This window comes from Mycobacterium sp. 23, from assembly GCF_048287075.1.
Lineage (GTDB): Bacteria > Actinomycetota > Actinomycetes > Mycobacteriales > Mycobacteriaceae > Mycobacterium > Mycobacterium gordonae_B.
Genome location: NZ_JBLVUX010000005.1, coordinates 1,342,822 through 1,359,659 on the forward strand (window position 1 = coordinate 1,342,822; position 16,838 = coordinate 1,359,659).

Below are 16,838 nucleotides of genomic sequence, written 5' to 3' on the forward strand. Positions count from 1 at the left end.
GTTTATGCCTATTCGGGGTCGGGTGCCTCGGCGCCGCGGTCGACGCCGGTCCGCAGTTTGACCGACGCCGAATATGCCAAGGTGCGAAAGTGCAGCACCGGGTCCTCGGAGGGTTCGATGCCGTCGGTGACGCGCATCGGGTCGAAGACAACGATGTCGCCGCCGTGTTCGCGCTCGGTGTCGACGCCGGTGATCTCGATGGTGCCGACGCTGACCGTGTCCGCGCTGTGCCAGGGCGCCGACGGATCCACCGTCGAATCGTTGGGTCCGGCGATCTGGACGCGGTAATCGAACCGCACCGGGCTGTTGCCGAGGCGCGTGTTCAGTTCGTCGGTGAGGAAGTCGCGGTCCCTTTTGCGGGACGCCAGTAGCGACAGGTGCTCTACCCCGGCAGCCGGGATCAGATGGTAGCGAACGAATCTCGCGCTGCCGTCGGCGGCGACCCAGCGGAAAGCATGCAATCCGTGGTATTCGATGGTGGCGTAGCTTGCCGGGGTCTTGCCGGCGGCGGCCAGAACCGGCAGAGCACGCAGCAGGGCCGGCCGGGTCGCGAAGAGGCGGGCCAGCCGGGCCGGCATGGTCGGGCCGGGTCGCAGCGCCTTGAGCAGGTCGACGAATCCGTCGGGTCCGCTGGCGGCGAACAGGCGGGCGGTCTGCGTGGAGACGTCGGTAGTGCTGCCGTCGGGCAGAGTGAACTTCACGGCCAGGCCGCGCACGCCCGGTGCACCGTCCGGTTGAGCCGGGTTGCCCGAGCCGTTGGAGAACCGCACCAGTGTCGGGACCGGCGAGCCGTCGAGATGCTGTGCGCGGGAGAGCCCCGCCGCCTCCGGCGTTGCGGTGAAGGTGCCGCGGTACAGAGTGCCTTTGGCGTGCAGGGCCCGATAACCGGGGCAGGCACCGCCGGCGCCCCGGATCGCGGCTATTGCGTCATCAGGAGTAACCGGCATTGCCGAATCGTATGTCTTCGCGGTCGCGTTTACACGGCGAGCAACCGGTACAGCCCGATCAACCCGACCACCACGATGGTGGCGCGCAGCGCATTTGACGACAGCCGTCGTCCATAGCGTGACCCGATCAATCCCCCGATCAGCGAGCCGACCGCGATCAGCCCGGCTACCGGCCAGCTGATCCGTTCCCAGGCGACCAGCGTATAGCTCACCGCGGCAACGACATTCACAATAAGCGTGAGTAGATTCTTTGCCGCGTTCATGCGTTGCACCGATTCCGGCAGCAACGCGCCCATCACGCCGACCAGCAGGATGCCCTGAGCCGCGGTGAAATAGCCGCCGTAGGCGCCCACCAGGAAGGTGCCGATGACCAGCGCCGCCATTCGAGTCGGCGTGATGTGATCAGCGGAGCGGCCTGCGTCCTCGGCGCGTCGGCGTGCCCACGACTGGATCCGCGGACCGATGACGACCAGGATCAAAGCCAGCACCAGCAGCACGGGCACGATTCGGGTGAAGACGCGTTCGGGCAGATGCAGCAGGAGGTAGGCACCCAGTACCGCCCCGGCCAGCGACGCCGGGATCTGCCACCGCAGCCGCCCCCATTGCCCACGCAGTTCCCTGCGATAGCCCCAGGTTCCCGACACGCTGCCGGCCACCAGGCCGATCGCGTTGGACATGGTGGCGGTGACCGGCGGGTAGCCCAGCGCGACCAGCGTCGGAAACGTGATGAGGGTGCCCGATCCGACGAGCGCGTTGATCGCGCCGGCCCCGAGTCCCGCCAGTCCGATCAAGATCATGTGGGAAACCGACACCCGAAAACCCTAGACTCACCAACGAATCAGTGTTTGATCCGGAGTGGACTCATGCCAGTGACCCCTCAGCGGCGCGACTGTGCGATCAGTGTTCTGGGCGGTCCGACGACGGTGGTCGACATCGGCGGTCACCGGATCGTGATGGACCCGACCTTCGACCCTGCCGGACCACACGCCTACCTGACCAAGACCGTCGGACCCGCCGTCAGCGCCGAAGCGCTGGGCCCGGTCGACGTGGTGCTGATCAGCCATGACGAGCATCCCGACAACCTGGACGACGCGGGACGCCGCTTCGCCTTGACCGCTCCCCTGGTTCTCACCCACCCCGGGGGCGCCGGCAGGTTGGGGCCACCGTCTCTCGGGTTGGCTCCCTGGCAGTCCTTCGAGTTGCCCGGCGGATCGGATCGCCTTGTGGTGCAAGCGGTTCCAGCGATCCACGGCCCCGCTGACGGGGAACGGGACGCCAGCGGTCACGTCAACTGCGAGGTGACCGGGTTCGTGCTGTCCGGCCGCGGCCTACCCACTGTCTATCTCAGCGGCGACAACGCCTCGATCGACGTGGTCAGGCAGGTGTCCGAGCGGATCGGCCGCGTCGACATCGCGGTGCTGTTCGCCGGTGCGGCCAGCGTGCCCAGCAAGGAGCACGGCCGCCCGCTGACGCTCACGTCGGCCCGCGCGGCGGCCGCCGCCGAAATCCTGGGCGCCGCGCTGGTGATACCTGCCCACGTGGACGGCTGGGCTCACTTCACCGAGGGCACCGACGACTTCGTCGCGGCCTTCGACCAGGCCGGAATCAGCGGTGTGCTCGGGGTGGCCGCCCACGGCGAGTGGATCGACTGGAGCGATCCGAGCACCCGCTGATCAGCCCTAGCTGCCGGTGTAGGGGATGTTCGGGATGTTGGGGATGTGCGGAAGGCTGTTCAGCGACGGCATCGGACCACCCTGCTGGAACAGCTGCACCGCGGCGTTCTGGCCGTTCTCATTGGCGACCCAGTCACGCACCGTGGTGTACAGGTTGGTGCTGGCCTCGGTGGCCAGTTTCGCTGCCAGTTCATACATCGTCATGTTCGTGCCGGGGATGACCTGTGCGCCACGCGGAGTGTGCGGGCCGTCCTTGTTCAGGGCCGTGTGGCACTCCTGGAACCCGGGCGGCGGACCGCCGGCCGGGCAGCCCTCCAGGGGGAACTGCTGGGAGAAGTCGATGTTGTAGTAGCCCGTGTGCAGATCGGCCGGGAAGTCGGCCGGGTTGCAGGTCGGGAAGATCGGCGGCGCAAGCCGGTCCAGCTGGCCGATGGCGACGTTCTCCTCGACCCAGTTGGAGTGGGCGTAGAAGTCCTGCTGGGTGTGCAGCAGCGCCCCGAACGCGGCGCGGGCGCCGGGTCCGTCGACCTCCACGTTGCCGTTGAGGACGGAGCCGCTGAGCACAACCGGGGAGAAGACGTCCCACGCCTGGCGGGCTCGGTTGCAGATGTCCATCGGGTTGATCGAGTTGTCCAAGTGCCGGAACTCGTCGGTGGCGAAAACATCGCTGCCCATGGCGCCACCGCCGGGCGGCGGGCCGACCAGGATCTGGTTGATGGCCAGCTGGCTGACCTGGTCTGCGGGCAGGGCGTTGCGGGTGATGGTCTCGTGGTACTTGACGTAGAAGGCTTGCGCCGTCGGGGCCCCGAAAGAAGCGACCGCGGCGAGGCTCGCCACTATCGCGACGAGGACGCCCAGCGGGTGTCTGCGGGTCAGCGTCATGAAATCTCCGTGCTCGATAGACGTGCTATGGACGTGGTGGCGTGCGCTTTCGTAGACGTTTCCTCATGAACCTTACGAAATCAATAAACAGTCGGCTATATCAGCACTGGCAATCAACGCCACCGACTATTGGACGGCCGCTTAATAAGAGGGGAATTCCGGAACGCTGGACCGGATCTCGAGTCGGCTAGGATCCGTTGTGCCGCTTGCTTTTTCAGGTGAGACCATGGAAGCGCAACCCGACGTCGCGCCAATCCGGTTCGCCATTACCCCGGCGGATGGCGATTATTTGTTTTCGATAGGAGCGCGGTGTGCGGTATGCGCCGCAAATCCATTGCGGCACTTGGGGAACCGAATAGGAGCCCAGGCTCCACTTGGAGGTCCTCGGCGCTCCCCCGCTCCCGGTGTCCGGTGCGTCGGCTTTAACCTGTGCGATGCCCTGCCGTGCACTACATTGGCTACCCATGGCAGGAAGCTGGGGCTCGGTCCTCACCGGGCTGATTCCACTCGGACTGGTCGTCGCGGTCTCGCCGATCACCATCATCCCGGCGGTCCTGGTGCTGCAGGCGCCGAAACCGCGGCCGAGCGGGCTGGCTTTCCTTGCCGGATGGGCGCTGGGACTGGCAGCACTGACCGCTGTGTGCGTCGGGGCCTCGGGGCTGCTCGGCGGGCTGCACAAGTCGCCACCGAGCTGGGCTTCCTGGCTGCGCATCGTCCTGGGCTCGGCGCTCATCCTGTTCGGCATCTACCGCTGGCTGACCCGGCAGGGCCACACCGAATCGCCGGCCTGGATGCGGTCGTTCGCGACGATCACCCCCACCCGCGCGGCGTTGACAGGTGTGGCTTTAGTGGTCGCACGTCCTGACGTGCTGTTCATCTGCATCCCAGCAGGATTGGCGATCGGCGCCAGCGGGCTCGACCACATCGATGTCTGGCTGGCCGCAACGTTTTTCGTCGTGATCGCCGCGTCATCGGTCGCCATTCCGATCCTGGCGTATGCGGCCGCGGGTACCCGTTTGGACGACACGATGGCACGGCTCAAAGACTGGATGGAAAAGAACAACGCCGCCCTGATGGCGGTGATCCTGGTGGTGATCGGTGCGATGGTGCTCTACAACGGAATCGACGCGTTGAAGCGCTGAGACCTCAGAGATACGGCAGCGTCGTGGTGCGATAGGTCTCGCCGGTGTTCGCGAGCAGTTCGGCGAACTTCTCCCGCAACGTCGCGGTGTTCTCGCCGACCGTCTTGTCACAGAATCGGCAGTGCGCCGTGAAGCGCGTCTGCTCGCTTTCCGCCGGCCAGAACCGGCGCGGCCCGACGACGGCCCCAGGGTCGTACTGCGTCGACTGATGTGCGGTTTCGCGCATGATCCTGCCCACCGGGTGAGCCTGCGGGCATTCGAGTTTGAGCGTGCCGATGCCTTCGTTGAAGCTCATGCGGTCGACGGTATGCCAAACCGCGTCGCCTCGCCTGCGCTAGACGTCAGCGGTCGTGTATCTCTTCTTGTTCGGCGGCGCCGCCAACAGCGGCGGAAGCTCGGTCACCTTGCCCTCACCGGCGCGGAAGCGGCGGTACGCCTCGTCGTGCTCGACGGAGTCCCAGACCTCGTAGATCAACCAGTGCGCTTCGTCGTCCTCGTCGACCCACACGTCGGTTTGGAGGTTTCCGTCGAACGCGCGGGTGACCTCCAGCGTCCGGCTCATCAGTTCCCGGCCGGCAGCCACCGACTCGGGCTTGAACTGGAGCTCGAGAATCACTATGACCGCCATGCCGTCTCCTTTTCGCGCCCCTGACCAGTCGCCGACTTCACCGAGCCTGAATTCTTGCAGGTCTGCACTTTCGGCCCTTCAGCCGGCCGCCCACTCCTTGGCCTGCTCCAGCGCGTCGAGACCGAACACGGCAAGCTCGCCCGGAACGATCCACGCCAGCGCGTGCAGCACGTGCGCGACCCAATCCAGATCGGTGACGATCGCGATCCGTTTGAACGCTGAGTGGTGCGGCAAGACGGTGCCGAAGCCGAGCTTGAGGTCCTCGATCAATCCGCCAGGCCCGAAGCCCTCGTAGTCCGACGGGATGACCTCGACGATCCTCACCTCGCCGGTGTCCAGCCGCTCCTGCAGGCTGGGCTTGATCTCGCGAAGCTCGTCGCCGCGCAGTCGGCCCGACACGCGGATACCGGTGACTCCCTCCGGCATATCCGGCAACATTTCAATCATCGGATTCGTCTTTCTGTGTCGGGGTGATACCCCTGCGTCCAGTCAACCCGTGCCGAATCAGGTGCGCAACGGTGTGCGTATTAACCGCTCAATCGTGTTGTGCTACGCGGCATCTCGGAGCGCAGAAAGACGTCGTTGAGGGTTACAGTGCGCAGCCGGCGCGCCCGGATGATGTCGACCAGCTGTCCGTAGACGTGCGTGATGGGAGCGTGGTTGAGGTGGCCGATCACAATGGTCTGCGGCGCGAAGTACTGGTAGGCGAGCCGGACGATGACGTCCTCGGGAAGCAGGGCGGAGTCTCGGAGGTCGCCGCTCCACAGGGTGGGATTCTGATAGCCCAGATCGGCGGCGACCGCATCGACGGCGGCGTTGTGGTGGCCGTATGGCGGACGGAAGTACGGAGCGGCGTCCACGCCATAGGTGTTGCGCAGGAAGGCGTCAGTGCCTTTCAGTTCGCCCGCGATCTGGCTCGGCGCGAGCCTCGTGAGATCCGGATGGGTCCAGGTGTGATTGGCCAACTGAATCTGCCCGGATTCGACGAGCGGTCTGAGTTGCGCCGCGTTGTCGGTCCAGGAGCGATAGCCGGCGGTGACGAAGTAGGTGAGCCGCACGCCGGTGTCCTTGGCGAACTGTGTGTAGGCCCGCACGACCGCGGTGTCGGCGCCGTCATCGACGGTCCATGCCAACAGGTCACCGTTTCCGGGAAGTTGCTTCAGGACCGTGCCTCGCGGCAGTGGTAGCCGCGAACCGGGGTCGGGCGGCGGCAACAGGTCGGGCGGCAGCGGGGCACCTGGATTGGGCGCCGAGCCGAGCACGTCGGCGTGCGCCATCGGCATCGTTGCCGCCGCGACGGATGCGGCCACGGCGACCAGAAACCTCCGCCGGTCCAGTTCGCTCACGTCCGCACTCCTCGGCCCCGCGGTGCCCACAATCCGCCCAAGCGCCTGACAGGTTATGCGGTGAGCAGGCTCGATTTCGGGTGCAACTGCCGAGTGTCGCGGTCAGGTATGAATTCGTGACCCGGGGTTGGTCAGCTTGCGACCGGGCCTCAGAGGGAAGTTTGGAGGTGTGGTCCCGGCTGGGATCGAACCAGCGACCTTCCGCGTGTGAAGCGGACGCTCTTCCACTGAGCCACGGGACCGGCGCCGAGAGGCGAACGACGTCGAACACTAGCATGACCGCCACATGGGGCGGGTGGCCCAGGTGTTCGAGGGCCGGTCCCGGGCCCTCTTCGACACGCTCTGAGCAAGGAATTTGTGTGGGCACGCTCACTGGACTATCGTCGTGCTTCGCACCGGGCGACGATCTCGCCCGTTGCGCGCGGATGTAGCGCAGTTGGTAGCGCATCACCTTGCCAAGGTGAGGGTCGCGGGTTCGAATCCCGTCATCCGCTCGAAGGTGCAAATGGCATCAATCCCAGCGGTGGAGTGGCCGAGTGGTGAGGCAACGGCCTGCAAAGCCGTGCACACGGGTTCGATTCCCGTCTCCACCTCCGATTTCGATCCCCCAGCGCGATTAGCTCAGCGGGAGAGCGCTTCCCTGACACGGAAGAGGTCACTGGTTCAATCCCAGTATCGCGCACCACGTTTGACGTGCGGTTTCATCCGCAAAATCGGCCCGCGTGAACTCAATGTGAACTGCTCGGCGCAAACTTCATCCGAGAGAAGGTTCTGTCCCCATGCACACGCGCTCGACGGGCGCCGCGACCGCTGCCGCTCGCGAGGAAGCCGGCTGACAAGTTGCGTCTCCGGTCAACCGAGCCTTTCGCCTCATAGACGTACGTTGTGCGTTATGTCGGAGTGGGCAGGCGAGCCGATGGGGACGATGCGACAACGCTTCACTTCGCGGCCTTGGTCCTCGATCGCACCGTGAACGTCGACCGCCAGCTGGTCACGGCGGCGGGCCGGCGTTCGGCCCGCCGAGTCCGGTGGGCTGGTATTAACGCTGTTGGACAAGCCGATCACCCGGCAGACCTTCGGCCACGGCTGGCGTCCCGCGGCTGCGAAAGCGGGGCTTCCGGCCGGGGGCCGGACTCCACTCGCTCCGCCGGTACCTTGCGTAGCGCGTGCGTAGCAGGTGGGAGCTATCTCGACTTCACCACCTTCAAACCCCGAACTTGAAAGGAAGTAGCTGTGGCCAATGCCGCGCCTCGCCTGACTGTGGCCCAGTTCGACCTCTTGCGGTGGGTATCGGGCGGATGTAAGAACGGTGTGTACGAGGGCACTTCATATCGTGTGTCGGCGCGGAGTCTGCATAATCGCGGCCTGGTGCGCGTGACGGGCAAGAGCGCGACGTGGAATGCGAGCATCACCCCGGAGGGCACCCGGATGCTCGAGGCCGAGGCGCGGCGGGTCGAGGTTGAGCGGGACCGGGCTCGTCGTGAAGCGGAAACCAAGGCGCAGAAGGAACGCGAGCAGGCGCAACTTCGCGAGCGGGCGGTTGAGCTGCTGGGCAGGGTAATTGCGGCAGGCGGACGGCTCGACGTCGGGACGGGGGTTACTGCTGATGAGGTCGCGAAGCTGTGTAACAACCTCCGGTTGTCAGGTGCGCTCCCTGTTGGCCAACGCCTGGCACACGAGCCGACGCGCATGGACCCTGTCTTCGGTGTCACGATCTACCTGGAGCCGGACTTCGCGGTCCTAACTTCATTGCGCACTTTCGCTGTCCCCGGACAGCTCCGCAACCCGCACCCGGCGGTTGCGGCATTTCGAGACAAGAAGGCGCTTGTCTCAAAGGCCGAGGTCGGGCGCGCCGCCCGGTTTTTGCAGGCGCTGGTTACGGCCTCGATAACAGTTGGGTGGAAGGTAACCGGCCGACCACGCAACGAAGGATACGGACGAAACCTGCCCGATCCCGATCTGATCGTCCGGCTTCCGTCGCAAGAGTTAGTCGTCTCGATCCGGGAGCTAGACGAGCGTGGAAGACGCGTGACAGCCTTCGTCACGGAGACGGACTATTACACAAGTACAACTCGGACCATCGCTAACAGGCACTTCGAGCCGTCAGCCAAGCTGGAAGTGAGATTGTCGAAAAAGTGGGACGACCAGACGCTCCTGTCGATACGCGACGAGCCTGGTTCGCCGATAGAGGACCAGTTGCCGACGTTGATCCGCGCACTCGAAATTGCCGAGGCGGAATCGGAGTGGTCTCGCAAGGAGGAGCAGCGCCGCCACGCGATCCGCGAGGTCCGCTGGGAGGAAGCCAAGAAGGAGGCCTTCGTCAAAGTCGCGTACGACCGCAACGCTGCTCAACTGGGTGAGCAGCTTGACCGTCGCCAAGCTGCGGCGGCAATGCGAATGTATGCCGACGACATCGAGTCGCGAACGGAAGAAGTCGACGATCCAGCACGAACGGAAGCCACCGAATGGGCGGCGTGGATTCGACAGCATGCCGACCACGTCGATCCGCTAAGCGGGCCGCTCCGCCTCCTCCGTGTCACTTCCGCCAGCCATGATGAACTTGGGCCCCACATGAATGGCTGGAGCACGCACGGGCCGTATCGGCGGTAGACGCGGAGTGGGTTGGTTGGATCATCCCGCGTTTGTAGCGGACCCAGCCTCATTCATTGGAAGTCGTTGATATCTGCTCAATCCCACTATTGCACAACATGTTTGAACTGTGGGGAAAATCATGTAAATGGCTTGCGTTAACTCAATGTGGACTCCGCGGTAGACGCCCCGGGCTCCACATAGTGATGATCGCCGGCGCACCGCGGGTTGTCTTCGCCGACCTCTGCCTCAAGAGACGTTGGCTACGTATGCCGTTCTCTCCCAACCGATCTAGCGAAATTTGCTCGGGTCACAGTACTCGCTCAAGGTGCACTCCGGCGATGAGCCACCCGCTCAACGATCGAATCGAATGTCACTGGCGTAAGGCCTTCGCGGTACAACGAAACCTCGGCGGCGAGCCAGTTAGCTCGAAAGCCGATCAGCTGTCCCAGTTTGTACAGGCGCCATTCAATTTCGTCGGCCTCGACTCCGTACCGATTCGACCATCCATGTACATCACGGCAGTACTTTGCGTACGCATTCCACGGTCGTCGCCCGCCTGGAACATAGGACTCACCGGTGATCGCGAGGAGGGCGGACGCGACGCGGTCGTCAAAAATGAGGCAGCGGGCATCCCGTGACAAGCGACTGCCCGTGAAGTAGAGAAATTTGCTGAAGAATGCGTAGTTGAACCGGCTGATTGGGTTGTCGATGAACGCCCGATACCCGCCCTCAATGTCACCGAGGTAACTTGATTCAGCCGCCGGCCGCAGCGCCGCCAGGAGATGCGCCGGGCCCTCGTCAATCGCTTTTTGCACGATCTGGGACGCATTGCGAAAATTACCTACCACTCCCCATGCGAGGATGTGCCAGAAGAGGTCGATGAAGTGTTCGTCCTTACCGGATTCACGCGCCTTAGCTGCCCTCGCGAACAGGTCTTCACGCCCCATCGCGTCTGGGCCTACCCGGATCCCCCGTCTCGCCCACCAGCCGATGTTTATCGCTCCGGGCTCAAAGGCGCTACCTCCCGCTACTGGCGAAACCTCGCAGCGAAGCAGGTCGCCGATCCCGTCTTCAGATTCAACCCACACCAGGACCCCCTTCCAGTGTCACACGCTTCTGCGAGCGTAGGCATCCTGACCGACGGCCAGTGGCGTTATCAAGACGCTCGCCCCACGCCATAGACCGCACTTAGACGTCGTCGCAAGTCCGGCTCAGCACCGGAGGCTCGCACCGTGAGTGCGTTGTCCATCGCAAAATTCGTTGCCTTCAACTGCGCGATGGAGGCCTTAGGTCAAGCTGGGCCACGTGACTTTCAATGATCCCGCGCTGCCGGAGGAGCTCCATCATGTCCTCCTGTCGTGGTTGACCGAGCATCATCCGATAGAGCGTGAGTGAATCCCTGAGCCGCTCGTACTGGGCGTCTTCACGGCTGAGGGGAAAGTGGACGATGAGCCGCTCGACTCGAGCGTCGCCCGGATAGATCCACCACGGTGAGAACTCACCGAGCTCTGGATGGTCAACGGCAGCATCAAAGGCGTTCTGCCACGGGTGTTTCCCAGGTCGTGTCGCCGCAAGTGCAGTCCGACCATGCGCTGACGCGACGTTCTTGCGAACCGCATGACCGCCGAAGCGATTGACGCGGCCCTCGCGCTGTTCGAAGTCGACAGGATTCGACGGGAGGTTCCAATGCACGACGGAGTGGCTCCACCAATGGAAGTCGATGCCCTCCTGCCCAACACTCGTCGACGCAAGGACAAAGGGCCAGAACGGGCTGTTAAAGGCACTGCGGACTTCCGGTGCCCGCACACTCTCGGCGTCTCCGACAGCACCGCCATATCTCAGCGCAAAACGGACCGTGATCGGGATCCTCGCAAATTGCTCTTCCGTGGCCCGCGCGGTGTACCGCGAAGTGCGCAGCGTCAGGGCCTCGATGGCGCGATCTGCGATCTGAGCAAGTGCAGCAGCGTCGATACCGGACCCAGCAAACTCGAGCTTGAGTTGGAAGCAGTATTCGTCAAGTACTGACTGCAAATTGCCATCCGCGCAGTACTGCAGCACTGACCGCCAGTAGGGCTGCTCCTTTCCGTAGATCTGATCGAGGAGGAACATGACGTCCATGCGGTTGAAGAGCGTTCGAATGCCGTTGGCTAGCCGGGCTGCGCTGCGCCACAGGTCTATTCGAAGGTCATCGTCGATCTCATCGCAGATTCGGAGAAGCGCTCGATAAGCGATGTTCCCCGGACTGTGAAGCGCTAGTAGCGCTAGGTCTTCATGCCAGTGCGGTGACGGTGGCTGCTCGAGTGCCGCTTTGGCGTGCTCCCGCAACGCCCCGCCGGAGTCGGCGATTTCCGAATCCTTGGTCGCACCTCCGTGCCCCGCAAGCCAGTACGCGGCGGCATCAGAACGCCGCTGAGGGCCTATTGGCCAGCTGCCCGGCCAGGCGAAGTACGCAACCCAAGCGGCGTCCGATCGATCATCATCCGGCGGCACGACGGCGGACCGGATGCGGTCATCGACCCGCATCCTCACAACGTCGGCCTCCAACAACTGCGGACCGTCATGCAAAAAAGTGAGCGGGTCACCAACTTCGGCCAACGTCGGATGTGGCCAGAACAACGCAAGAGTGGACATGGCTGCCGCCTTGCCATCTCGGAGCACGTAGTCGAACCGTGATGATATGGCTCTCCGAGCATCGGCAGTGTTTTCCGTCAGGCCCGACCCTGCGACCATCCGACGCTCTGCCTCGTAGCTCAGCAGGCTCGCCACGGAGGTAGGAACGCTCGACCAGGCTGAGAAGATGAGCCGCTTCGTCATCGAACCGTCCGAGAACTGCGAGAACACACCGGCCGGGTTCAAGTAGGGCATCGACGGCGGTACCCACAGGAGTTTCCACCAGTCATTCTCGACCGTCTCGGCCGCGAATTCACGCAGCCGCGCGTTGGCGTAATCGAGTTCCTGATAGTTCCTGACAGCCTGCGGATCGATGGATCGAAGTCGACCGATCGTTGAGGTCAACTCTGGAGTCGCCGCACCGGTCTCGAATTGTATTCGGGCACGCTCGCCTGGCCGGTAGCCCTCCATGAAGCTGGCGAAGTACGGAATGGACTTCCAGTAGTCCAGGCTCACGGGCGAGTCGATCTCCCGCGCAAAGCTCTGAAGCGACGCATACTCGCGCAAATCGTCGGGCGTTGGAACACTGCTGACGATGCGGCGGACGTGCAAGTCCCGGCCCTCTTCGAGGGGCGGCCGCTCGGATCGACTCATGAACGGTAGCAACGCGTCACGAAGTTCGAGAGCTTCGGTTACCGCGTCGGAACCTTCGATGATCGCCTGGCGGTAGTTGCGGAACCCCGCGCGGATTCGATTCAACGCAGTGCTATCGCCGTCGGCTAGGAACTCAAGAGTCGTCATGAAATCCCGGTAGTGGTCGTCATCGCTGTCGCCAGCCACCGTGGTGTAGGGCTTGTACGGCGTCGCCGACAGCAACAGCACCTTCGCATCGCGATAATTGAAGAGATGGTGGGCTAGTTCGCTCGCGGCGCTGCCGCTGTTCGGATCGATCAGATGCCTGAACCTTTGGAACTCGTCGAGGATCACCAGGTCAGGCTCGAGCGACTCGACGCTCGCCTGCGCAAGTGCTCCACGTAGGCCTGATATGAGGTGGTTCACCTCACGCCGCAGGTCAGGCGGCAGAGCAGAAAGCCCACGCAGCCGCTCGCGGGTGAGGTAGAAATGCTCACGCAAGCCGCAATTTTGGATGAGTTCGGTGAATTCGCGCTGGATGACTTCGTCTAGCCCAGTGGCCCCCAGCTTCGCCCTCATCCCCGCGATGCCGGCCTCGAAGCGATCCACCGAGGCGACTCCACCCTGAAAGAACAATGCCGACGCCCGCTCCAACTCGGGATCCGAGCCTGTCGCACCATTCAGCATGATGTGCAGCAGCTGTCGCTCCGGCGCCGAACCTGTCTGCCATCCCATCTCGAACGAGGTTCCGGGGGTGAAGGATACGAGGTTGACCTTCTTGCCTGACAGTGTCGAATCGGACGCAAGCCGCGTGGTCTCGAGTGCAAGCATTGTGAGCCTGCTTGTGATGCCGATCAGCGGGTCACCTGTCACGTTGAGGCGGCGGAGGTTCTGCTTGGCAAGGTCGGTGCTTGAGCAGATGTAGACCACGTCGATTCGGTCGATGTGCGCCGCGTTCTGCAGTTGAGCGATGGTAGATGCGATGACGCCGCGCGCGACGACGCTTTTCCCCAGGCCTGTTTCGTCGGCTACCAGGAATCGACCGCTCGAATTTGGTGCTCGGTAAAGCCGGTCAACGATGTGCTCGACGGCATCGCGCTGGAATCCCTTGAGCCCCGCGAGGATGCGGTCGACGTCGGGCACATTCATCGAACACCTGCTTTTAACCTGGTGGAGTATGCGGCCCAGACTGATTCCCACAACTCATTGAACCCGTCGGGTAGTACCGACGGCGCACCCTCGGGGCGGCGGCCGTCTGAAGCCCTCACGTGTTCGATGATGCGTCGCACATCGGCGAGACCACCGTGTTCGACGCCGATAGCTCTTACGAGAGTTTCGAAGAGGCCGCTACCGTCTTCGGCCCAGCCAGCAGGCAACGCGCCGGACGGGTCGAAATGGAACACACCGTCTCCGTCATCGAACGCGAGGAGCAGAGCAAGCAGTCGCATGAATGCAGAGCGGTCGGCGAGCTGTCGGGCGATCACAGCGTCTTGCCGGCCCGGAATGTCGCCTTCCAGAGCCGCTGTGACGACCGTCGACCGAGTGACGCCCCGTCCGTCTGCGATCCTTAAGACGATGAACGGCGTGATATCAGTGAGTGCCAATCGCTCGAAGACCACGGGCTCACCCGGCACTGCGCTGGCCTTGGCGGGACGCGTCAGCAGTGTCACCCGCGCGTTTAACTCTGGCGGAATGTTGGTGGACCCGTCTGCGGAAAGCACGATGTGGTAGGCGGTTTGACGCTCATCAGCGTCGCCGTCGGGGGTATTGGGATACTCCTCCCCCGCAACGACGCGGGCAAAATATCGGCGCGCGGCGAGCGACCGTAATGCCTGCTCGAGCGCGTGATCAGCCACCTCATCCGGCGGAATCTCGGCGTCACCTTGCGGTTCGAACGGGATTGTCATCGCACGCAAACGTGATTCCTCCCCGAGTAGTGCAACGACGCCCAGCTTCGGCTGCGGGCCTTCAAACTCCACCAGCATCTCGACGTTGCCTGCAAACGCCGCTTCGGTCGCGTTCGCCGATCCGACGAATAGGTGCGATCCGCTACGCCGGTCAAGGACATACGCTTTTGCATGCAACCCCGCCATGGGGTCCGCCTGTGGAGACGCGGCCGCCGTATCCCCCGATTCCTTGTCCTGTGGATCCCCTTCTGGCGCAGCATCGCAGTCATTGGCTGCATCGTCGAGAATCAGCGCGTCGATGCGCTCGAGTGTTCGGCTATCGAGTCGTTCGAGTTGCTCCCGACGCGCGAGTACGACGATCGATTGCGACCGTGACGGAATGATCCGGCGGATTCCCTCGTCACTCAGGAAGGGCGAGATGATCCCATGACGCACGCCGTCGAAGAGCGCGTGTAGCGGTTCCGGCGTTACGCCGCGAATTCCATATGGATGGAATCGTACTGTTCGCACGTCACTCGGACATTCCCACTCGATCCTGGCTACGGTGTCCGCAAGCTCCCGGATTCGCGCCTCACGGAGACCCGGCAGCGGCACCACGGCCATCGCGGGCAGCGCCCGGACGAACTCGGCCAGCGGCGCGCTCTGTTCCGTAGCGTCGTCGGTTGCGATGCCGTCGAGCCGCACAACGAGGTCCCAGCTGCGGCCATTGGTCAAATTGCGGCTGGCGCAAAGCATCCGGTAGCTTCGCGCATCGCCGTCGGCATACTCCAGCACCCAGACCTTCGGGTGGAATAGCATGCCCCGACGGGGTGCGATAGCAGGATGGATCATTGGCTCGAGCAAGGCGAACAAGTCGGAGGAGACGCGCGGCTCGAAGACTTGTCCGGCCTGAGCGAAGACGTCAATCTTGTCGGCTGCCCGTCGGACGGCATCCAGGATCGCGATCGGATCCCGGCTCTCCCGCACGCGGTGTGCGGCGAAAGCGAGCGGCACCGATAGCGCCGTGGTCAAGTCGAGCGTGAAGGTCGTTGCCACCGCATGCGCGAGTTGGAATCCGCTCGGGGGCCGAAGTTGCTCGGTCAGTGCGGCTCGACCGTCCGGCTCAAGCATCCGCACGCTCCAGTCCATCGTGGATGTCGTGGAGCACCTGGCGCATCTGAGTCCAGCGGTATACGAGTGCACGACTGCCCGATGCACCGAGCCACGCCTGTAGAAGCCGCTTGTTCGTCAGTCTGGCTTGCGTTCGCTTGTGCTCGCGCTCGCGTCGAATGATGAACGTTCTTACCGATTCGTTGTGAGCCAGGTCAGAGAGGCTCGCGGTGTTGAGTAGATCCAGCCAATCGTCGATGAAGCGACGTGACCGAAGGTTGACGTTGGGGTTTCGCTCGAGCACGCGACACCAGAAGGCACCACGATCCCACGTGGAGATGTCACGCTCCAGATTGGGCTGCGCGGCCCAGCGATCGAGCCGGCTGCGGTAGTCGTCGACCGGAGACTCCACACGGTCGAAGCCTTCGCGCTCGTAGGCTTCCGCCAGTAATAAGTTGTACATCAGGGCGGCACTGTTCATGAGGATGGAGAACCGTCGCGCATCGTCGAGCACGCTGGCCCGTTCCCCTTCGGCCGATTTGAGTACTGAGTCCTCCCATGGGACATCACTGTTAACGTCCGGGCGATGCTGGAGCGCGAAGTCGAGCAGGGTGTCAGGAGAGCTCGCGAGCATTCGGTCGCGAAGCCAAGCGGCTTCGCTGAGGGACATCGCGAACCCTGTTGGTACCTCGGTCGGGAATCCATCGGGGACCGGGGGCAACGTGGGATGAAACCCACCGCCGTGCCAGGCCGCCACGTCATCCTGGTACTCAACCACTACCGGGCGACGAGAATGGGCGCGGTCCACCTCGGCAGCGATCGCGTCATCCCTGCTCATTGTGGGGTCGTTGAGGATGCCATGCGTGCGCATCCCGCCCCAATACAGTGCGGACGGCAGGTTCTTCACCGCCATTCCGACGTTGCCGCCAATGACGCCTTCCGTCTCGTTGGCTGCCTTCAGCGCAGCGATCAAATGGCGTTCGTTCCTGTCTGCGAGCGCGGCAGCCTTGTCGATGTCGTTCCGTGCTTCTGCCGCGGCGCGGAAGCACCACGGGATGAACAGGAAGTACCGAGCTCGAGTGAACAGGGTTGAGGTACCGGGCCACAGCGCGTCGCTCAGCGCGTCGCGAACCTGTCCGATGCCCAGTTCGTCACGGCTCTCACGCTCGCTGAATAGGTTGACGATCTCCCGCATGCGCCGCTGATCTTCACTCGATGCGTCGAGCCACGCGATCAGAGCGGTCATACGCGTCCCCTGCGAGCCGACGCTAGGGCTTGCCTTTTGGCCCTGTCCCACCAAGCCATCGAGTGTCGCAGGCGGCTCATGTTGGCGTAGCTGTGGACGACTCCCGATTCGCATCGGAAACTAACGCGGCCGCAGCCGCCAGC

General features: G+C 63.7%; 14 protein-coding genes and 4 tRNA genes. 6 read left to right on the top strand and 12 right to left on the bottom strand.

Features of this window, described 5'->3' with window-relative positions; genetic code table 11:
- Positions 1–8: 8 nt before the first annotated feature.
- Positions 9–947, bottom strand: a complete 939-nt coding sequence (locus ACNQS7_RS07205; RefSeq protein ID WP_418012030.1) for a catalase family peroxidase — start codon at positions 945–947, stop codon at positions 9–11.
- A gap of 29 nt (positions 948–976) precedes the next feature.
- The gene (locus tag ACNQS7_RS07210; RefSeq protein ID WP_418012031.1) at positions 977–1,759 is read right to left on the bottom strand and encodes a sulfite exporter TauE/SafE family protein; all 783 of its coding nucleotides are present in this window, start codon (positions 1,757–1,759) and stop codon (positions 977–979) included.
- 57 nt (positions 1,760–1,816) lie between these two features.
- Here ACNQS7_RS07210 and ACNQS7_RS07215 point away from each other — a divergent pair, with 57 nt between their 5' ends.
- Positions 1,817–2,620 (top strand): MBL fold metallo-hydrolase, encoded by an 804-nt coding sequence (locus ACNQS7_RS07215; RefSeq protein ID WP_418015921.1) that lies wholly within the window; start codon positions 1,817–1,819, stop codon positions 2,618–2,620.
- Between the two features lie 6 nt (positions 2,621–2,626).
- Here ACNQS7_RS07215 and ACNQS7_RS07220 read toward each other — a convergent pair whose 3' ends face one another.
- On the bottom strand, positions 2,627–3,502 hold the full coding sequence (locus ACNQS7_RS07220) for a hypothetical protein (protein ID WP_418012032.1): 876 nt from the start codon (positions 3,500–3,502) through the stop codon (positions 2,627–2,629).
- A gap of 464 nt (positions 3,503–3,966) precedes the next feature.
- Between ACNQS7_RS07220 and ACNQS7_RS07225 the strand changes: the two genes are divergently transcribed.
- Entirely contained in the window at positions 3,967–4,644 is a 678-nt protein-coding gene (locus tag ACNQS7_RS07225) for a GAP family protein (RefSeq protein ID WP_418012033.1), read from the top strand.
- A gap of 4 nt (positions 4,645–4,648) precedes the next feature.
- Here the strand turns inward: ACNQS7_RS07225 and ACNQS7_RS07230 are convergent, their stop codons facing one another.
- The 5 genes from ACNQS7_RS07230 to ACNQS7_RS07250 form a co-directional block, all read right to left on the bottom strand.
- On the bottom strand, positions 4,649–4,939 hold the full coding sequence (locus ACNQS7_RS07230; protein ID WP_418012034.1) for a hypothetical protein: 291 nt from the start codon (positions 4,937–4,939) through the stop codon (positions 4,649–4,651).
- A 39-nt stretch (positions 4,940–4,978) separates the two neighbouring features.
- A complete protein-coding gene (locus ACNQS7_RS07235) occupies positions 4,979–5,272 on the bottom strand; it encodes a putative quinol monooxygenase (protein ID WP_055581986.1) in 294 nt (97 codons plus the stop codon).
- Between the two features lie 78 nt (positions 5,273–5,350).
- On the bottom strand, positions 5,351–5,719 hold the full coding sequence (locus tag ACNQS7_RS07240) for an STAS/SEC14 domain-containing protein (protein ID WP_055581985.1): 369 nt from the start codon (positions 5,717–5,719) through the stop codon (positions 5,351–5,353).
- 80 nt (positions 5,720–5,799) lie between these two features.
- The gene (locus ACNQS7_RS07245) at positions 5,800–6,609 is read right to left on the bottom strand and encodes a polysaccharide deacetylase family protein (RefSeq protein WP_418015922.1); all 810 of its coding nucleotides are present in this window, start codon (positions 6,607–6,609) and stop codon (positions 5,800–5,802) included.
- A gap of 179 nt (positions 6,610–6,788) precedes the next feature.
- Positions 6,789–6,860: transfer RNA gene (locus ACNQS7_RS07250), tRNA-Val, on the bottom strand.
- Between the two features lie 179 nt (positions 6,861–7,039).
- Between ACNQS7_RS07250 and ACNQS7_RS07255 the strand changes: the two genes are divergently transcribed.
- The 4 genes from ACNQS7_RS07255 (at position 7,040) to ACNQS7_RS07270 (ending at position 9,228) form a co-directional block, all read left to right on the top strand.
- Positions 7,040–7,112: transfer RNA gene (locus tag ACNQS7_RS07255), tRNA-Gly, on the top strand.
- Between the two features lie 28 nt (positions 7,113–7,140).
- Positions 7,141–7,211, top strand: a tRNA-Cys gene (locus tag ACNQS7_RS07260).
- Between the two features lie 17 nt (positions 7,212–7,228).
- Positions 7,229–7,303 (top strand) — tRNA-Val (locus tag ACNQS7_RS07265).
- Positions 7,304–7,851: 548 nt separating this feature from the next.
- Positions 7,852–9,228: a hypothetical protein gene (locus ACNQS7_RS07270; RefSeq protein ID WP_418012035.1), complete on the top strand. Its 1,377-nt coding sequence runs from the start codon at positions 7,852–7,854 to the stop codon at positions 9,226–9,228.
- 302 nt (positions 9,229–9,530) lie between these two features.
- Here the strand turns inward: ACNQS7_RS07270 and ACNQS7_RS07275 are convergent, their stop codons facing one another.
- From ACNQS7_RS07275 to ACNQS7_RS07290, 4 genes are all read right to left on the bottom strand, one after another.
- Positions 9,531–10,157 carry a hypothetical protein gene (locus tag ACNQS7_RS07275; protein WP_418012036.1) on the bottom strand — a complete coding sequence of 209 codons (627 nt, stop codon included), beginning with the start codon at positions 10,155–10,157 and terminating at the stop codon, positions 9,531–9,533.
- 319 nt (positions 10,158–10,476) lie between these two features.
- Positions 10,477–13,602, bottom strand: coding sequence for a helicase-related protein (locus tag ACNQS7_RS07280; RefSeq protein ID WP_418012037.1), 3,126 nt, complete (start codon positions 13,600–13,602; stop codon positions 10,477–10,479).
- A complete protein-coding gene (locus ACNQS7_RS07285; protein WP_418012038.1) occupies positions 13,599–15,488 on the bottom strand; it encodes a phospholipase D family protein in 1,890 nt (629 codons plus the stop codon). Before ACNQS7_RS07285 ends, ACNQS7_RS07280 begins: the two co-directional genes overlap by 4 nt.
- The gene (locus tag ACNQS7_RS07290; RefSeq protein WP_418012039.1) at positions 15,463–16,695 is read right to left on the bottom strand and encodes a DUF6361 family protein; all 1,233 of its coding nucleotides are present in this window, start codon (positions 16,693–16,695) and stop codon (positions 15,463–15,465) included. The genes ACNQS7_RS07285 and ACNQS7_RS07290 overlap by 26 nt, the downstream gene beginning before the upstream one ends.
- Between the last annotated feature and the right edge of the window lie 143 nt (positions 16,696–16,838).

What these genes read in the sequence shown, in the direction of transcription:
- ACNQS7_RS07290 (WP_418012039.1), bottom strand. Translation starts at nt 16,695, where the DNA reads ATGACCGCTCTGATCGCGTGGCTCGACGCATCGAGTGAAGATCAGCGG.
- ACNQS7_RS07280 (WP_418012037.1), bottom strand. Translation starts at nt 13,602, where the DNA reads ATGAATGTGCCCGACGTCGACCGCATCCTCGCGGGGCTCAAGGGATTC.
- ACNQS7_RS07230 (WP_418012034.1), bottom strand. Translation starts at nt 4,939, where the DNA reads ATGAGCTTCAACGAAGGCATCGGCACGCTCAAACTCGAATGCCCGCAG.
- ACNQS7_RS07235 (WP_055581986.1), bottom strand. Translation starts at nt 5,272, where the DNA reads ATGGCGGTCATAGTGATTCTCGAGCTCCAGTTCAAGCCCGAGTCGGTG.
- ACNQS7_RS07220 (WP_418012032.1), bottom strand. Translation starts at nt 3,502, where the DNA reads ATGACGCTGACCCGCAGACACCCGCTGGGCGTCCTCGTCGCGATAGTG.
- ACNQS7_RS07275 (WP_418012036.1), bottom strand. Translation starts at nt 10,157, where the DNA reads ATGGGGCGTGAAGACCTGTTCGCGAGGGCAGCTAAGGCGCGTGAATCC.
- ACNQS7_RS07205 (WP_418012030.1), bottom strand. Translation starts at nt 947, where the DNA reads ATGCCGGTTACTCCTGATGACGCAATAGCCGCGATCCGGGGCGCCGGC.
- ACNQS7_RS07285 (WP_418012038.1), bottom strand. Translation starts at nt 15,488, where the DNA reads ATGGACTGGAGCGTGCGGATGCTTGAGCCGGACGGTCGAGCCGCACTG.
- ACNQS7_RS07225 (WP_418012033.1), top strand. Translation starts at nt 3,967, where the DNA reads ATGGCAGGAAGCTGGGGCTCGGTCCTCACCGGGCTGATTCCACTCGGA.
- ACNQS7_RS07240 (WP_055581985.1), bottom strand. Translation starts at nt 5,719, where the DNA reads ATGATTGAAATGTTGCCGGATATGCCGGAGGGAGTCACCGGTATCCGC.